14 protein-coding genes and 1 pseudogene are annotated in these 18133 nt (G+C 31.0%); 3 read left to right on the forward strand and 12 right to left on the reverse strand.

What is annotated here, in order from left to right; translation table 11 throughout:
* Positions 1–120 precede the first annotated feature (120 nt).
* Both JHT90_RS10230 and JHT90_RS10235 read left to right on the forward strand, forming a co-directional pair.
* Positions 121–360: pseudogene (locus tag JHT90_RS10230) on the forward strand (tyrosine-type recombinase/integrase); the annotation flags it as partial.
* 199 nt (positions 361–559) lie between these two features.
* On the forward strand, positions 560–1486 hold the full coding sequence (locus JHT90_RS10235; RefSeq protein ID WP_201090675.1) for a DUF6602 domain-containing protein: 927 nt from the start codon (positions 560–562) through the stop codon (positions 1484–1486).
* Positions 1487–1524: 38 nt separating this feature from the next.
* On the opposite strand, the gene JHT90_RS10240 is transcribed toward JHT90_RS10235, so the two are convergent.
* Together JHT90_RS10240 and gapS6a are read right to left on the reverse strand one after the other, a co-directional pair.
* Positions 1525–4776 carry a tetratricopeptide repeat protein gene (locus JHT90_RS10240; protein WP_201090676.1) on the reverse strand — a complete coding sequence of 1084 codons (3252 nt, stop codon included), beginning with the start codon at positions 4774–4776 and terminating at the stop codon, positions 1525–1527.
* A 20-nt stretch (positions 4777–4796) separates the two neighbouring features.
* The gene (gene gapS6a / locus JHT90_RS10245; RefSeq protein ID WP_201090677.1) at positions 4797–5123 is read right to left on the reverse strand and encodes a GapS6a family protein; all 327 of its coding nucleotides are present in this window, start codon (positions 5121–5123) and stop codon (positions 4797–4799) included.
* A gap of 181 nt (positions 5124–5304) precedes the next feature.
* Between gapS6a and JHT90_RS10250 the strand changes: the two genes are divergently transcribed.
* On the forward strand, positions 5305–5790 hold the full coding sequence (locus tag JHT90_RS10250) for a hypothetical protein (RefSeq protein WP_201090678.1): 486 nt from the start codon (positions 5305–5307) through the stop codon (positions 5788–5790).
* A gap of 37 nt (positions 5791–5827) precedes the next feature.
* On the opposite strand, the gene JHT90_RS10255 is transcribed toward JHT90_RS10250, so the two are convergent.
* The 10 genes from JHT90_RS10255 to JHT90_RS10300 form a co-directional block, all read right to left on the reverse strand.
* Positions 5828–6328, reverse strand: coding sequence for a hypothetical protein (locus JHT90_RS10255; protein WP_201090679.1), 501 nt, complete (start codon positions 6326–6328; stop codon positions 5828–5830).
* A 365-nt stretch (positions 6329–6693) separates the two neighbouring features.
* On the reverse strand, positions 6694–7239 hold the full coding sequence (locus JHT90_RS10260) for a recombinase family protein (protein ID WP_201090680.1): 546 nt from the start codon (positions 7237–7239) through the stop codon (positions 6694–6696).
* A gap of 524 nt (positions 7240–7763) precedes the next feature.
* Positions 7764–8588 (reverse strand): hypothetical protein, encoded by an 825-nt coding sequence (locus JHT90_RS10265; RefSeq protein ID WP_201090681.1) that lies wholly within the window; start codon positions 8586–8588, stop codon positions 7764–7766.
* Between the two features lie 11 nt (positions 8589–8599).
* On the reverse strand, positions 8600–11941 hold the full coding sequence (locus JHT90_RS10270; protein ID WP_201090682.1) for an N-acetylmuramoyl-L-alanine amidase: 3342 nt from the start codon (positions 11939–11941) through the stop codon (positions 8600–8602).
* A gap of 49 nt (positions 11942–11990) precedes the next feature.
* The gene (locus JHT90_RS10275; RefSeq protein WP_201090683.1) at positions 11991–14138 is read right to left on the reverse strand and encodes a type VI secretion system Vgr family protein; all 2148 of its coding nucleotides are present in this window, start codon (positions 14136–14138) and stop codon (positions 11991–11993) included.
* A gap of 215 nt (positions 14139–14353) precedes the next feature.
* Positions 14354–14680, reverse strand: a complete 327-nt coding sequence (locus JHT90_RS10280; RefSeq protein ID WP_201090684.1) for a hypothetical protein — start codon at positions 14678–14680, stop codon at positions 14354–14356.
* A gap of 116 nt (positions 14681–14796) precedes the next feature.
* Positions 14797–15018 (reverse strand): helix-turn-helix domain-containing protein, encoded by a 222-nt coding sequence (locus JHT90_RS10285; protein WP_201090685.1) that lies wholly within the window; start codon positions 15016–15018, stop codon positions 14797–14799.
* A gap of 135 nt (positions 15019–15153) precedes the next feature.
* Positions 15154–15546 (reverse strand): hypothetical protein, encoded by a 393-nt coding sequence (locus JHT90_RS10290; RefSeq protein WP_201090686.1) that lies wholly within the window; start codon positions 15544–15546, stop codon positions 15154–15156.
* A 3-nt stretch (positions 15547–15549) separates the two neighbouring features.
* Positions 15550–15726, reverse strand: coding sequence for a helix-turn-helix transcriptional regulator (locus JHT90_RS10295; protein WP_201090687.1), 177 nt, complete (start codon positions 15724–15726; stop codon positions 15550–15552).
* 446 nt (positions 15727–16172) lie between these two features.
* The gene (locus JHT90_RS10300; protein WP_201090688.1) at positions 16173–17444 is read right to left on the reverse strand and encodes a tyrosine-type recombinase/integrase; all 1272 of its coding nucleotides are present in this window, start codon (positions 17442–17444) and stop codon (positions 16173–16175) included.
* Positions 17445–18133 lie beyond the last annotated feature (689 nt).

An 18133-nucleotide genomic window follows, 5' to 3' on the forward strand; every position in this document is an offset into this window, starting at 1 on the left:
ATTGTAAGGTAATTCTACCTGTGACATATATTTTTATGAGGAATTTCCCTTACAAGCTTTGATCCGAGCATAGAACTATAGCTAAAACTCATTAAATAGAGCTGCAATCACATTATTGAATTAGCTCAAAAACAAGGATTACCACTAGGAAAGTTTGTTATTCATGATATGCGAAGAACAGCATCAACTATCTTACATGAAGAGGGTTATAACTCTGACTGGATTGAAAAGGCATTAGCTTATGAACAACATGGAGTACGTGCTGTATATAACAAAGCAGAATATTCTGAGCAAAGAAAACAGTTATTACAAGATTGGGCTAATATGGTTGATAGTTATATTGATGAATTTAAATTATAAATAACACAACCTTCTCATTAATTTAGCTTTTCAATATATCTTATTGTTATAATTTTAGCTCATTTTATATCATAAAACTTAGCTGCTTAGTTTTTTTATTAAAAAAAATATATCTTGTATAATGGTATTGTTCATAAATCTTTTCAGCGTAGCTAATTATAATATCATCCAAATCAACTAATTAATTTATTAGGTTTATATGGAAAAAAATATACCGCCAAATTTTGTAAGTTTTACAGATATTCCTACACCTGGAGAGCAAAACTTTCTAGATCATTATTTTTTGAATATTTACAATAAATTAGAAGCAGATGCTCTATTATTTAATAGAAAGCTTCCACATACAGGTCTTATGGGCTCAGAAAATGAGAATGCTATTGGAGATGTGTTACGTCAGTTCCTTCCATCTAAATTTGGAATCGATGTAAATGCTTTAGTAATAGATAGATTTGGACAAGTAAGTCGTCAAGCTGATATTGTTATTTATGATGCAGAAAATCAGGCTAACTTTTTTCGTAAAGTTCACCCCATTGAAACAGTTTATGCTGTTATTGAAGTTAAAACAACATTATCTGCAACAGAAGCGATATCTGCCATGAATAATTTAGCCTCTGTTTCTGAGCTTGAGTTTCGTCCTGCCCTTACTCCATATTGGGAAACAAGAACTAAACAAGAAGAAATTCATCATAACCCACCTAAACTATATATTTTTGCATATCGAACAACATGTGAATCCTTTGAAACTTTTGCACGTTGGTTTGATTTACAATTTGTACTTCGAGGAGTAAATTTACGTAGCGAGGCTCCTAAATATCCAGAAATTAGGTGTTTTCGTGTATGCGCTCTTGATCAAGGAGTAATTAATATGGCAAGTAGTAATGGATATGTTCAACGCTTTGTTGCAGAAGCAGTAGGTAAAAGTATTGAAAGAGCATTTACTACAACTTTTCAGGGACAATCAATATATGTTGATCCTGCTAAATCATTGTTCTTATTTTTACATCGCCTTTGGTCAGATCTTCAAGTAAGTGAATTACATCCTGGATTCGATATTCGCTCCTATATGAGTAAACAACTAGACCTTGTTCTTGAAGTCACAAATGATTTTCTATATTCTAATAAGTAAGAATACTTTAAATATTATAATAAAAAATTAGACAACTTTTATTTACTGTTTTGACCTTTTAAATTAATGTTCTGAATACATTTATTAATATAAACTACATCCATAAAATGCCCTTTAGCAAACTTAGTACCTAAATATGATAATTTTTTCAAATAGAATTCATTATTATTAATATCTCTAGCAACAACATTAAGAAAAATAGCAAATTTTTCTTCTACATTTAAGATTATATTATTACCAATTGAGGAATAAATAACACTTTCTAAAATACCATTAAATACATGTTCTAAATATATACTTTCTATATTTAAAATTGAAAATATCAACTGAATAAAAAATGTTGTTGTTCTACTGCCAAACACTAGATCAATACAAGTATTTCTTATCAGTTTAGATGCTAATAAGTGGTTTTCAGGATTAATACTTGCTAATAGCTCTGTAATATCCTCATATAAAAGTGGAAATGGTAGTTTTGTTTCAACACATAAATATAATCCTAACATCTTACTTTTATGACTACTTTCTGCATTTAAGTTACTCAAAAAAGAAGCTGCATTAACAATAATCTCTCCTTCATTATGAAATATAGCCGAAAGCGCACCATCACAACATAACCATGGCTTTTTAGTAGAAACCACTATCTGTACTGTAGAAAATAAAATAGGATCATAATCCTCTAACGCCACTAATCGAGTATCTATTAAATTAGGGAATAAAACTTCAGAATGCTCTAAGAAAATTTGCAATCCATCTACAACAAACTGCTGTTGCTGCTTAAAATCACTAGCAGTTATCATTGAAACTGGCTGTTCCTTATCTAAAAAAGGTATAAAACCAGCATAACTACCTTTATTTATATAATTAATAAAATTATCAATTTCTAATTTAGTTTCTAAAGAGATATAAAATTTAACATCAATATTACCAATCCCACTTATAAGTCCTGTTATCACTAGATAACAAATAGTATAAAGATCAACTATAACTTCTTTTGGATCTTCAATACCTAAATCAAATAGTGCGTGCTTATAAACATCTTGGCTACGCAATAAATCAATCGCTTTCTTAACACTACAATCCCTTTGAAAAAGAGGAGCTTTTAATAACATAGGAATGTCATTATTTGCTAATAACTCTTTTTTTCCATCAAGTTTATTATTTTGATAAACCATAATTTCTTGAATTTTTTTAAGTGCTTTTTCAGGGTTATTTTCATCAAAATTGACTACTCCGAAAAAATCTGTTCCATCATTTTTTAATTGTCTAATTTCTACGGATATATGTAATGCGGCAATAAATGGTTTTAGCTCTTTGAGTAACTCAATTTCAATTAATGGATCTATTATTTTTTTTTCTTTTAAGCCCAGCAATAATGCTTTTCCAATAGGTGTTTCATCGCTCAAAATATATGGGCTATTACCTTTATACTCCTTAACTATTAACTGTGTTAATTTTTTACCATTTTTTATATACTGGACAGCTTTAATACAATCATCAACAGTATCTGAATATTGATTCTCACTATCTTTTCTAAAAGATAGCAGATTAACCCAAATATTCATTAAATAACGTGCAGAATTTTCTGGTGACTGTATAAACCATTTAATAAGATAATGTTCTGTCTTTTTAAAATTGCCAATTCTTGCTATTTCGAACAAAAGGCTTGAAGCAAATTGTGTTGGTTCTTTAATAAAACTCTCTGGAATATCATCTAATATTTTAGATACTTCTGAGTCAGGCAACTTATCTTTATGACATAACATCAATAAAGATTGCCAATACTCCTGCACTTGAGAATTAATTTTTATAGCTTTTTGTATAGAACTTATAGCATCTTTTAGATTACCCTGTCTTTCAAACACAATAGCTTGGGCTTGATATAAATAATCATTCCCTTCATTATTTATTTGCTTTAACAATTCATTGAGTGTTTTCATAGACCTTGAATCTAATAAAGCCTGAACATATAATAAAACAAGAGGAGATGCCCATAAATCATGTTCTGGCAATAGTATTTCTAGAATTTTACAGGCTAAAACATATTCTTTTTTTATTATAAGTTCATGAATAAACTTTCTTAAATATTCCTGATTTATTTGTTTTAATTGCTCCTTATATTTATTAATTAAACTTTGAGTCTGTGTATGTAATTTTTTTTGTTTATCTAAATTATCTATATAAGAACAACATAGTAATAATATAGAAAAAAATTCTTTCTCTAATTCGTTATCTGTATCAAACTCAATTTCATAACTATCTAAAATATTAGTAATTTCCTTAGGTGAAGAACGAAATACTAGTATAAACAATTGACTAATTGTCACTTTACCATTAATAACTACAGCATGGCATTCTAAAAAATCCTTTTCTTCCGCAGGATTATTCAATTTCTCTAGATATTTTATATAATCCTGACAGTAAACATAGTACCTTTCTAACTTATCAATATACCTCCAACAAGTTTTATCTAAATCTTTATAATCTAAATCAGCAAAGGCTTTTTTTAAGCCTTGTGCAATAATAAATAAAATTAAATTATCACCTGAAGTTTCTTTAATTTTCTTAATAGCTTCCTTGATTAACTTTTCTGCTTCTTTTTTTTGAGAATAAGTTAACAACCAAGTTTGATCCGTGGCTACTACTAAAGAGTTATATCTACTCCATAGTAAGCAAAGAGAAGCATTGTATGAATCAGGAAATATCTCATTAAACTTTCTTGCTATATCAGTTGCTAATTCAAAATCATTAAGTTTTGTTATGCCTGAAAATAATCCAAAAAATTCTTCTTGAGAGAAGTTAAGATAGTTTTCCTGATAAACTTCACATAGTTCTTCTCTAGTTGCAAGAAAAGAGTAATAAATTTCTTTTGTATAAATACCTAATTTTTCTTCTTTCTTTATCCGAAAAATAGCATCATCTTTATTAATAGTAAGTTCAATACTTATCAATACTGATAATATAATATCCCTTTCCCAATCGCCTGTTTCTTTGTTTAGGGCTTCTATCAATTGAGCGCGAATATTATCAGGTATTTTTTCATAATCTGCTATTTTTGCTTTTAATTCGACTACATCTAATAAACTTGATAATTCATCTGTTAAGTTTGCTGTTTGTTTAAGTGCTATTATTCTGTCTTTTGCTGACTCAACATGATATTCAGAAAGTAAACGTAATATTCTATTAATAGCTATCTTGAAGTGACTAGAATCTATATCTTTCTGAACGTTATAAATTAAAAAGTTATCTCCGTTTCCAAAGTGTTTTTGAGATATAGAATCATTATCACTCACTTAATCAAGTCCTCTCATATTTAATTTTTATTATTTATAGTTATAACATTATCACCATTACCACTATGATTCTGTTGAATATCACCAACTTTATTAGAAACTTTTGTAGCTCTTAAAGTCCTCATCAACTCCACAGATGCTTCTATTTTCTTTTCTATAGCTTTAGCACTCATGTCTTCATTAATATCTAACTCCTCTATTAATTTAGATGTCCTTTCGGCATCAACTTCTGCTATAGAGTATTTATTTAATAATAATTCTTTCATTTTAGTTACTGAATATGATCCTGCTGATCTGAAAAGATCATATACTAGCCCAGATAATACTGCCGCAGTTATAAAATCCATCTAATTATCCTTATATACCATTATAAATAGATTATGTTATTCACCATGTTAATACAAAAATAATTACTCTTCACGCTCTTTTATAGTTATGTATTTATTGTTCGTATTTAAAATAGTCGTATATTATTAAAGAATAATATATCATTCTTTAAATAACGTTTATAAAACAGGATTTTATCAGATGTCTGAAGCATTTATTGGAGTAATAGTTGGTGGGTTAATTACTATAGTAACCAATATTACTATGAGTTATTTCCAAAGATGTAATGAAGCTAAAAAACTTCTAAATGCGTTAAAGGCAGAAATAAATGTGATTATCTCTTTAATCGAAGCAAGAAAATATATTGAAAACTTAGAATATAGTATAAATGAGTATCCTGAAGAAGCTCAACTTGAAGAACAAATCGAACCTTTTGAATTTATTGTTGAAGTTCCTGATATTTATAATATGACCTTTCGAACAAGTATTGAAAAAATAGGATTGTTAAAAACAGTACATGCAACAAAAATTATCAAGTTTTATAATCTAATTGAATCAATATCAATAGACATTAAACCCAACTCTACTCGTAATACACGTGGGAAAATGACACGAGAAATTCTTAGCACTAATTTGGCGCTTTTAAAAGAAGCATTAATAATTGGAAAAGATATTAATTGTCATTAGAGGATATGCCAATTCATGTATGAATGAGTTAATACATTTAATTATTAGTTATATCTTCCCCTAAACAAATATTTCTCACTCTCAATTGAGCCTTATTGATAATATTATATCGTCTTATCTTCTTACCCAATAGGCTTTCTATATTATGTAAGCCCTGTTTCTTAATACTATTGTAGTTTCTAAGTAACTCTCTGTCTGTTACTTTACTATCTAACATTCTTGCTTCGCTTTCATAAACATTTTCAACTAAACATTCTACTTCTTTGTAATTTATTTTCTTACTACAATGGATAACCATTATTATTTGATGTTTTTTATACATTCGATTGAAATGACGTCTAATCTCAACTAAGAAAGCTACATCAGGGAATGATCTCATTAACTTATTTTTAAAGTTATTCATGTATTCAGGGATTATTTTTATAAAACTTTTATCACTTTCCGCTTGAGGGAATAAAGATATTTTTTGTTCCCATATATAATCTTTATAATAACTTAATAACTTTCTTTTTGTTTTATCTTTAGATGTTTCTGACATAATCTTATCTTTTTGTTAATAACATAATTAATTTATATAAACACCATAATATATTAATAACTAATAACTAATAACTAATAGTAAGATATATTACATACTGATATATACATATCAGATATTCCTATACTACATTTAGTTTTTTTACTAAACAACCCCTTATTTCTTTACTATTTTAACAAAATGGAAGCCTCTGGAATATAAGGTATTAAAGCATCTTTTATGTAGTATAATATTAGCTCATTTATCAGCTATACTTTTTTAACAGCTTGTATTATTAGTGCGGTAAATATCAGCTATCTATCATCGAGGCTTAATACTCCTTTGAGTAGCTATAATCAAACTTCATTAATTTCAAAATATCAAGGCTATGACTTATTCATAGCCCTTTGTACTGTTGAAAGGCTTACACATAGTTCTTTAGCTACTTTTCTATAACTTGCTCCCTTTTTGTTCATTGCTTCTATAATGGCAGTGTCATCTATTGTTTTTCTTCTACCTTTGTATTTACCTGCTTGTTTAGCTTTGGCTATACCTTCTCTTTGTCGTTCTTTAATTAAGCTCCTTTCAAACTCAGCAAAGCTCCCTAGCATTTGAAACATGAGTTTTTGAATGGGGTCATGTTTACCTGTAAAGATTAGGTTTTCTTTATGGAAGTGTACAGTAATGCTCTTATCGTTAAGTCCTTCTACTAAGCTATTTAGGTCTGCTAAGTTTCTAGCTAATCGATCAATACTATGTACATGGATTGTATCTCCCTCTCTTACATAGTCCAACATAGCTTGTAGCTGGGGTCTGGCAGTATCAACGCCACTGAGTTTATCAGTAAAGATTTTATCTAGTTTTATATTATCTAATTGTCTTTCTGTATTTTGATATTCAGAACTCACACGAATATAACCTACATTACTCATAACATCCTCAACTGTATTCTTTTATATCTTAGATGTTATTATATTATTATGTGTTCTTAAATAAATCAATTTAAATGAATACATACTTTAGTTGTTTTTGTATTCACACCTCTGTATTCTTTTAAGTTTACTTATATGATTACAGCAACAATCATCATTATATGTCTTTTGACTTGAACCTTATGAGTAAGATGTTATAATTAAATAATTCTTATTAAAGCCTATTTATCAAGACCTTCTAGCAAATCAATTTTAAGACACTAAAAATGTTTTCTAAGCGATTTTGCCTATATTGCTATAGGGTATTGCCTATCATATAAACTCTTCTTTAATGAGATATTAGAAGCCTTAATGAAGGTTTGTAAGTATAGTGTTAGCCTTTGTTTACTTCCTGTTTCTTTATCAGTTTATTTCAGTGTATTTTTATAGCAGTCCTTTGCTATTACTAGATATTCGTAGAAAATTTAATACTTTTTAATAAGTATAAAGAAAAGAGTGTAGTGTGTTTAATATTTTCTCTTTTTTTACTTCACACTCTCCAATTTATTTACTATATTCAAGTTACCTGCTTTATCAATCTTTAATATAAAGTCACCATCAATAAATCTAATATTATTTTCCTGATATTTGATATCTATATATCCATTAAGTGTTGTAAGATCATTATAAACGTATAATGTTTCTTCAGCCTCAAAAGCATAACAAGAGGATCTTTTTGCATTTGTTGTATTGGTTATCGTACATTTCCCTTTACTAAGAACAAGAGTATAGTTTGGTATAACTGAATAAGTCCCAAACCATTTATCTGACAATTTTAATTGCTTTATTTTTAAAGGTTGTTTTACTTTACTTCTATTATTATTAAACTTTTCTATTAGTTTTTCTTCAAAAGAAACTACATCTTTTTCGTCCACTTTGGATAGAAGTTCTTCAGAAATATAGTTTCCTAAAAAAAACTCACTGCAACTTGTATTTTGGCAAGAATAGTACTTTATTTCATCATTCTTTTGATTAAGCAAAGAAAGCCAAGATGTTGCATATATGTCCAAATTATATGGCTCTCCATCTAATACTATTTCACCCTCATAATATATATTCATATCTGTTAGTGTCATGTCTCTAATGGGGTTAGCAATATTTATTTTTTCTTTATTTTTTAAGATCGTAACAATATCACCTTCACTTAATTCCCAGCTATTACATAGACTATAATCAAGAATATTGATATTTAGTAACTGGCTACAGTTCTTTGTTACTGACTTAATAACTATGTTTTCTTCTGAAGCTATTGAGAAGCTACTAATACCAAAAGCAAATAACATAAATATATATGTAATAATTTTATTCATTTTATTAACCTTTATTCCCAAAGTTTTATCATAGCATTATATACATCTCTTCCTTCATTGACTGTCTTAGAGCAGAGATCCTCATGGCATTTAACATCATCTATTGTTAATCCAAAGTATCTTGTTAAATACCTAACTAGACATGCAACTGACTGAGCCTGTGCATCCGTCACTTTTTCCCAATAACTGTGCTCATTTTTTGCACCTACATTAAAACTACCATCAGCCTTAAAAGAATAACCACAAACTTCTATACCTATTGAACTTTGATTTCCCCATCCATTTTTTTTGGTTTCAGCAAACTGTCCAACTCCCATATGTGAGCCTGGTCTATTAATAGATATTGCTTGATGGATAGTTCCATCCACACCACGCTGATTATCAACAACAAAATGAGCCCCATAGCCTGCATTATTCATATGGTTAATTATACCTTGAGCAGCACCAGAGGCAGTTCTATGAAGCACTATTATTTTTACTGCTTCACGGCTAAATCTTGCGCTTGTATTACAACTCGGAACTCTAGAGTTTGTCACTTTGTCATGAAGCATGAACTTTTCACTATTTAAAGAGACATCTTTAGTACAAAAACAATTGATATCTCCACAACCATAGCGTGGCAAATAATCAATAAATGCAATAGGATGAATATGACAAATTTGTGGGCTTAGTGATATTTGATCCCAGAAAATCAACTTGTCAATTCTCTCTTTTTCATGCCTTAATAACTCTGGTTTATTTCCAAGTATATCATTTAATCTAGACCACTTAGCGCTTTCTGAAGTGGCTTCCCATTCTGTAGGATGAAAACCTATTAACTTAGACCATCGTTGTCTTAAATCATTATCTGTTAGTGTTCTCTGTAGCTCTGATCGATCCACTTTTGTATCTTTATTAACATCTAATTGATTATAAAGTGCTTTAAAAAATGGATTCATATCATCTTTATCAACAAATCCATCACTAACAGGATTATTTTCCTCAACAATAGTAAAACCTAACTCTTCCCAATCATTTTGAGTAATAATTTTCGTATTTGCTGCATCAATACGAATACGACCTTTTATCTCTGTTCCTTCTTCTACTAAGGTAATTAAATACCAGTCATTCTTCGCATCATCTTCCTCAATCGTTAACTTAGTCAATTCAAATATATGATTCTGTTTTGTAGTATAGCTTGTTATAGCTGATACATTGCTAGCATTTGATGCATCTTGTTTCTGTTTAGGTAACTCAATAACTGCTCCTATGGTTAGCTTAAGATATTTTCTACCTTTAGTTAGTTTTGCTTTATTTTGGATAAAATTCTCAAGCTCCTTTTTATCAGGAACAAAAATTTCTAAGTGAAGTTGAGATTTATCACTTGCCTCCATTATTGGTGTACTTTTCCCAGAGGATATTTCCATTATTTCATCAAGAACTCTTTTGGGTTGACCAACTATATCTTCCAGATTAGTATTTTCTGCATTACTTTGTTGTAATAGTATGCTCTTAGGTTTAGGTATTTGATATTTCCCTAAATAACCTATTGACTCTCCCCCTTTTATTGCAATCTTGCATGGGATAGTTTCATTAGGAGTATTGGGTTTGAATTTTATAATTTGAGATGTTGCAACATCTATTACAGCCCAAAAGCTATCATTAGCTGTTAGTGATGTATTACCTTTAAAATTACCACTTATATAAGTAGCTTTTGTTAATAGCAGGGTTGCTTGCGTATTATTTGCTGTAGTTATTTGATGAGTTGTTGTTTCACTAGGATCATATTCAAAAATACCATTAGCCGAGATAATTGCACCTTTAGTTTTAGTAGCATCATCACTATAAGTTTGTAATCCATTACCTAATACTTTTGCTGTAGCTTTACCTTGCCAGTAATGAGGAAATTTCTGTGAGTCTATATATTCATCTGAAGGCATCAAATGCATATAAAGACTATAAAAGGTTAATGAATTATATAGTGGATCAGGATTATCTGTTTTGACAATACTTTCTTGTACTTCTGGTTTTAAATTACCATAGTAATCAAATAGATCCACTTCTAAAATATTACCTTCACGAAATAAATATTTCCTATCTTCAGCTATATTTACATTAACATCATGAAGTAACTTAACACGAGTAAAATTACCTTCATTTGATGGAGGATCTGTATCTAATATCTGTACTTTTGTTCCTACTGGTAACTGAAATTTGTGAACACCAGTTGTGGATAACCTATCACCTTCTGCTGAAATAATAGCAGTTGTTTCCTTATTCAAAATAACCATTTGATCTCGCCAACCCTCTGGGGAGGATGTTTCTTCCATGATAGGGGCATTTTTGGCAGGAGTACTTCCCTTAGCAGGTGAAGCTTCATAAGTAATCATTGACTCATGATCAGCTCCAAATAATGTAATTGTAACTGTTTGACCAGCAGGTAATTGCACTTGTGTTGAAGAATTTGAACCTATTAACTTAGCAGAAACTGGTCTACTTATTTTGACATTTGCATTAACATCTGTAGAACTTAAAAACTCTACTTGCATTCCTTTTGGTAAAGTTGTTTCACATTCTCCTTGATTAACTAAGGTAGTTTTAGCAGGTGTATCCACTTTTAACACAAATGTTTTATTAACCAGTGTTTCAGTAGGTGTATATTCAACTATTATAGGTTTTCCATTGCTACCATTTACTATATCGCATTCTTTATTAAAAACAGCAATATAAACCTCATCATTAACAGTTTTTTTAATATCCTTAGTATCTGCTGTTTTATTAGGATGTATATTTGCCAACTCTGTAGATGACATTGAGACAATATTTACTTTTGCAATAGTTAAATTTCCTGTTGCGCTACTTGCAACTTCTAAAATTTGGATTCTACTGTCTTTAGGTAATTGTCCCTTAAATATACATTCACTATCCCTTAGCGTTGCAACATCCCTGACCTCTTTTGCTTGTTGCAATATAAAATAACGCCCTACCCACTGTTCATTTTTTGGTATAGGTTCTTCAGTTTCCTCCCTCGTAAGAGGTTGATATTCATGCTTTACTAAACAAAAAGAGTTACTATAAAAAAGCATTAAATCATCTGTAGTACAAATATTCTTATCTCTTTCGTGCAAATACTCTGAAACGAGATATTTATCATTAACTCTATAGGCAACTATTTCACCATCAGCAATACATCGTACTGGTTGATCTGTAATACAATGAGAAGCACTTTCATTTGTAAAATGAATACCACCATGCCAAAAATTATGGTTTCCCAATAAGTAATGACCTGTAGACTCTTTAGATAATAAATTAAATAATTCTTCTACGGTATATCCCTTACCATCTTGTTTATTAATAGGAAAAGTAAGATTCATAATTAATTTCCATACACTATAATAATTTTAAAAATATATTTTTATCTACTTATTCAGAAAATAAGAAGTATCCAATATCATCTGATTCTTTTTTGCTATTCAACGCAGTTGGTGTCAAAAAAGCTACAGGTGGTGCTGTCACTTGTTCCACTGCTTTGTTTTTGGTCAGTGGTGGAAGTGGTACAGCAGGAGTACCTTCCATAGATACACCACCTGTCCATACGGGCATGGTCATCCATATTCCTGCTGGATTTAGCACTATATGTTGTCCACCTGCTTTGAGGGTGAGGGATAATCCTCCATCAACTACGCATTGGGCACCTGCTTTGAGGTGTATTTCCATACCTGCTTCGGTGGTTTTAATTGTACCTATACTGGTATGTTCTGCTTGAGCTACTTGTTTGTAGTCGTTTTGCAGGACTTGGGTTTTTCTATCGAGTTGGGTAAGGTGGTGTTCTTCACTTTGATTTTTGGTATATCTGTTTTTAACAATAGTTTCACTGTGTTCGTTTTGAACTTGTAGATGGCTATTGTTTTTAACCTCTATGGTGTGGTTGTTTTTTGTAAGTTGGTCGAAGTCTTTTTGGGCTTGGACAAAGATTTGTTCTGAGCCTGCTTTGTCTTCTATTCTAAATTCATTAGAGCCTACACCACCTTTTGATGAGGAGGTTTTGAATACTGATCTGGTTTTGTTAGCTGGTAGGTCGTAGGGTACTTTATTGACTCCGTTGTGGATAGCACCTACTACCATAGGAAAATCTGGATCACCTTCTTCATATTCGACAAGTACTTCCATGCCTACTCTGGGGATTACGACTGTACCATAGCCATTATGTGCCCAGTTGCTAGCGACTCTTACCCAATGGCTTGAGTTTTCATCGTAGTTGCCTTCTCTATCCCAATGGCATTGGATTTTAATTCTACCGTATTCGTCACAGTAGATTTCTTCGCCTGCTGCACCTGTTACGATAGCTGTTTGTGCACCTAGTACTTTGGGTTTTGGATGAAGTTTTTGTGGTCTGTAGGATACATCTTGAGGTGTTAGTACTGCTGTGTTTCTATAGCCTTGGGAGAAGTCTTGTAGGGGGAATTGGAGTTCTTCAGCTATGGGGTAGTCTATGTATTGGTGTAGTTGGCTGGCGGTATTGCTGGTATTAGCTGAGGTGGTATCTCCAAAAGCTTCTAGTACTGCTGGTTGTTTGCCTGCATGTCTAATTTGGTTAATAAGCCAAGGTTGTTCTGTATCGGGTAGTGGATGGTTGTCTACATTGATATAGAGTCCTGCATGTAAGCCTATTACATCGCTGTAGGCTTCGGCTAGGATTTGGTTAGTTCTTAGACGCTCTATTTCGATCTTGGCAAGGTGGTCTGCTCTTTTTTTGTCAGTGTGTCTACTGGGGTAGTCATAGCTTTCTAGTGAGGGTTCTGTGGCTTCGTTGGCTTTTTTACTTTGGGTTCCCTCAGCATTGCCTTCAGGGATTTTCATGTTTTGGAAGTTGTAGTTGCGCCATGAGGCTTCTGTAGTACAGCTAGATAAACCAATATCAAACCGTTTAATTACTCGTTCATCAGCTACAAAGCCTGTATCACTCATATATTTAATGGCTTGTGCTAGGGTTGGGAAGAAGGGATTAGCATCAGCAAAGGTGAGTTTGTGTTGGTCTTGACTATGGGTGAAGTAATAGAAGATACCCTCACTTTCTGCTAGGTGGTTGATAAATTGGTAGTCGGTTTGGTCGTACTGGGTGCAGTATTCTCTGATTGGATAGGTTTCTTTGAGTTTGAATTCAAATTGTTGTCCTTCGCTCATTCCGTATTCAGTAAGTACAGTTGAGATAATTTCAGGAACTGTTTTGTTACGGAATACCCGTTGGTTGGTTCTTTTCTTTAGGTGAGTTAGGATTGGGGTTAGGATTACTTTGAAGGTAGCATAGTGTTGCCCTACTGCGCCACGTTTAACGGTTTGTATTACGCCATTGATTCCTTCTGATTTCTCTGGATTAAAGGATAGGAAAGCTGGTTTGCTCAGTAGTTGGGTAATATCAAAACGGATGTGGTTACAGATAAGGGTGATTTCAAATACGTAATCACTGGAGATGGTTTCTATACCTTCAAAGGATAATACTTGTAGCTTGGCATTACTTTCTAGTCCCTGCACATCTATGCTGAAATGTGTGCTATTTGCTGGGTCAAACATAAATACTCCTAATCCTTAGATACTGCTTAACTCTAAAGTAATTCTTTTATATTAATTTAACCTGAATATTAGTCTTACTTTTGCTGGTCTGCAAGTTTATTATTCTATATCCTCAAAATGATATATTGCTTCACTTATTGAGTTTTCTTTGAGGGTATATCTTATTTTCGTATCTTCATTATAGTTATTTCGCGTCTCTCTACACACCTTAATTATTAAATAGGTTCTACTTTAATCATTAACTCACCCATACTGTTTCTGAATGTTGAGTAACGGTATCTGGCTTTACTCATGTCATTCCATTGAATTGTACCTTCACAAATAAGCTGTTGAGTATCCTTATTAAACTTAATTGTTTTAAAATTATACAAATCAATAGCTTCAATATTCCGTGACTTAACTAAGCCATTAATATCCTCTCTCATTCCCATCCTAGCTTCAATTGTATTACAAATATTATCTTGTGCTACAACATTAGATGAAGATAGCGCAATTACAGCCATAACAGATAAAAGTAAAGTTTTACTCTTTCTAATTTCCATAAAAATATCCAAGATGATTAAAATCACAAAAAGAATACTATAAGTAGCGTTTTTGGTAAAGAGTAATCGAAAAGATTCATGTTGAGTCTTTTTGTTATCAGTGACAAAAATACTGTTTAATTAATGGTATCATTATGAAATAAATGGGCAGGGCTTACACCTAAGACTTCTGATAATTTGATGATATTCTCTAAAGAAATATTCCTCTCTCCTCTTTCTACAGAACCTATATAAGTTCTATGTAAAGAAGCTTTTTCTGCTAATTGTTCTTGAGATATTTTCAACTGTTTTCGATATTTTCGAACATTCTTACCGAAAATCTTTTTAATGTCATTCATCCATATGATTATGGTTTGAATGATGACTTTGCATCTACAGACTTTAAGTAGCATTAAATAAAAACATGAATATAGTGACTGATAGCCTCTATATTCTATAAACAACAGTATCTAATATATAGTTAAAAACTCTGTCTAACTCAGCTTTAATGGTAATAAATCACCTAAATAGAGATTAACAATAAATTTTGCTCCTTTTTTTGTAAGCAAAGGCATACGCTCCTTCTTCTTATTGTAGAGATAACCATTCTCTAAAGCTTTTTGTGTAACGATCCAATACCCTCTTAGGTTAACTACCCAACCTATTTCTTCTAAGCATGAATTAATTTTTCTGCTATTAATTCTTGGAAGTTTGTAAGCAAGTTCAACTGTTGTCATATTTTCTTGAAAACAATCTTTCATTATCTTATCAATCTTATATTTGTGAGACGATTTCTCTACTTTTTCTAGCTCATCTGCAAGATATCTAAAAAAATCTGGTGTTAGCAAATCAGTATATGAGCAGTTTTCTTTTTCTATTGTTATCATATCTTACCCCATTACCCCAGAGATCCAACCCTGAACCTCATTAAATGACCAAAAGCTGGATTTACCAAACTTTCTATTTTCTGGAAACCTTCCTTGTTTCATATAGTTATAGATACTGCTTCTTGATAATCCTGTATATTCCATAACCATTTCAATTCTAATCAATTTTTCTTCTTTCATTCTTAATTACCTCTCTATCATTTATTTCATTTTAATTTCCTCATTTTGGAAAACGTTCAAATTGACAAAAATACACGTAGCACACTAACTCATTTGAGTCTCCTTTTTTTAAGCAATAAAAATCCCCTTATAAACCATAAAATGGTAATAACATAAAAATATCATTAGATTGTATAAGTGATCTGTTTAGTTAATTATTCTCTTTTTTTATAACTATGCGTATCTGCAATTCATTTACAGTTATTAGAAACGCAAAAATACCATGTAATAATTATTTTTTCTGATAACTCTAAAATGGTATATGTGTTTTATATAAGAGATGAATAAGGTTTATTTTTATACCTTATTCTAAAATTATACCATAAACTAACAAATTGTCAATACAAACTTATTTGCAATAAATAAATTATATACTATAATGCAAGGTTTATTTTTTCTTATATATTTTATTCTTTAAATTTGTAAGGGGCTGTATAGCCTTTTGCTTTTACATGTTCTATGTAGTTACTCCACCATTGCATCATTTCCATACGTTCTTCTAAATGCTTTGCTTTGTTTGTGTAAGCTGCTCTTACATTGTTGCGTTCTTGATGACTCATTTGACGTTCTATGGAGTCTTCTGTGAACTTACCACTTTCATTGAGGGCACTACAGGCTAGTGTTCTAAATCCATGCCCACAGATTTCTGTTTTGGTGTCATAACCAAGTTTTCTAAGTGCTTGGTTGATACAGTTTTCAGAAAGTGGTTTTATTCCATCATAGGTGAATATGAGGTCGTAATCCCCTGTAATTTGTTTTAGTTCTGTAAGCAGGGTAATAACTTGTTGTGATAAGGGGATTAGGTGAATATCTTTCATCTTAGTTCCTCGCTCTGACCCTCTAGCATTTTGAATGGGTTGTCGATGAGGAGGTATTGTCCATATTTTTTCTTGAAAGTTTATTTCTTGCCATGTAGCAAATCTGAGTTCGCTAGAACGTACAAAGAGGTGAAGACTTATTATTAAAGCATAACGAGTTACTAGATGGTTAGGATAGTTGTAGATAGCTGTTGTTAGCTCTCCTATTCGTTCTATAGGTAAAGCAGGTCTATGTGTCTTTTTTGCATTCACTTTGAATTGGTCTAAATCTACAGCAGGATTAGTATTGATGATGTTTCTAAAAAGAGCAAGACTCATAGTACCTCTTATTATTTGCCTTACTGTTTTAGTGACATCTAGATAGCCTTTGTCTTTAACTGCTTGTATTACCGCCAGCAGTTCTTGGAAGTTGATATTGTGAACTGGTCTTTTACCCAGTTTAGGTAGGATGTAGTTTTCTACTATTCTAGTCATTTTCTTAATATGTATAGCAGACCATTGTTTAGCTTTAGCTTCTTCTATTAACCAACTTCTAACCAATGGTTCAAAAGTAAGTGCTTCATCTTGGTTTTTAGTTTTCTGTTGTTGTTTGAAGATAGCGGGGTCTATATGTTGGCTGAGTAGTTCTTTTATCTCTTGCCTTTTTTCCCTTGCTTGTTTAAGTGAAACTGTTGGATAGTTACCTAATGACATTAAGCTTTCTTTACCATCTGGCTTATAGTATTTTATTTTCCAGATTTTTTTACTATTGGTTCTAACCAATAGAAATAATCCTTCACCATCAAATAGTTTGTAGTCCTTTTCTTTTGCTTTAGCATTATTGCATTTAGTATCTGTTAGAGAAGCTACAGGTCTTGCCATATTAATACTCGAACTCACGACTTTATAAGGTTAATAATAAGGGTTATAAATATGACCCCTATAATAACCCCTATTATATTGTGCTGTCCATAAATACACCATTGTGTATTATTGTATAAAGTCTCAATATACCAATACATATAAAGTAATCTATAATTAATACAGAATAATATTAAACATTATATTGGCGCGCGTCTTCCGCTCCATATTCAATTTCTTATTAAAAATCAATAGCTTATATTTAGCTATTATTAGCCTAATTTTATTAGTATATCACCATCTTAATTTATCTAATTCGTTGATATTTGGTATTTTTTAGTACTTTTCTAAAGTGTTTTTTTAATTTTTAATAAACTATTATTAATCAAATGGCACTATAAATGATACTAAATTTAAAAAATTCATTATTAATTAAAATAACCATTTGGTAATTCAATTATTTTTCCTATGATTCTGAGTAGTACGTTACGCGCTACCTTTATCTAGAGATATTTATAGCTTTATTTTTAACCATTAGATCTATTATCACTACATCCTCTTTTTAGCAGATATATTTCAAAGCTGGCAATCCCAGAAATAAAAAACTTCAAATTTCAATGGTATGTACTGTAATGTTGGCTAATTTATGTTATCAGTCTGGTCAAACAAACTTACTTGAAGTACTAGATACACAATGGGCATTATTTAAC

The organism is Entomomonas asaccharolytica, from assembly GCF_016653615.1.
GTDB lineage: Bacteria > Pseudomonadota > Gammaproteobacteria > Pseudomonadales > Pseudomonadaceae > Entomomonas > Entomomonas asaccharolytica.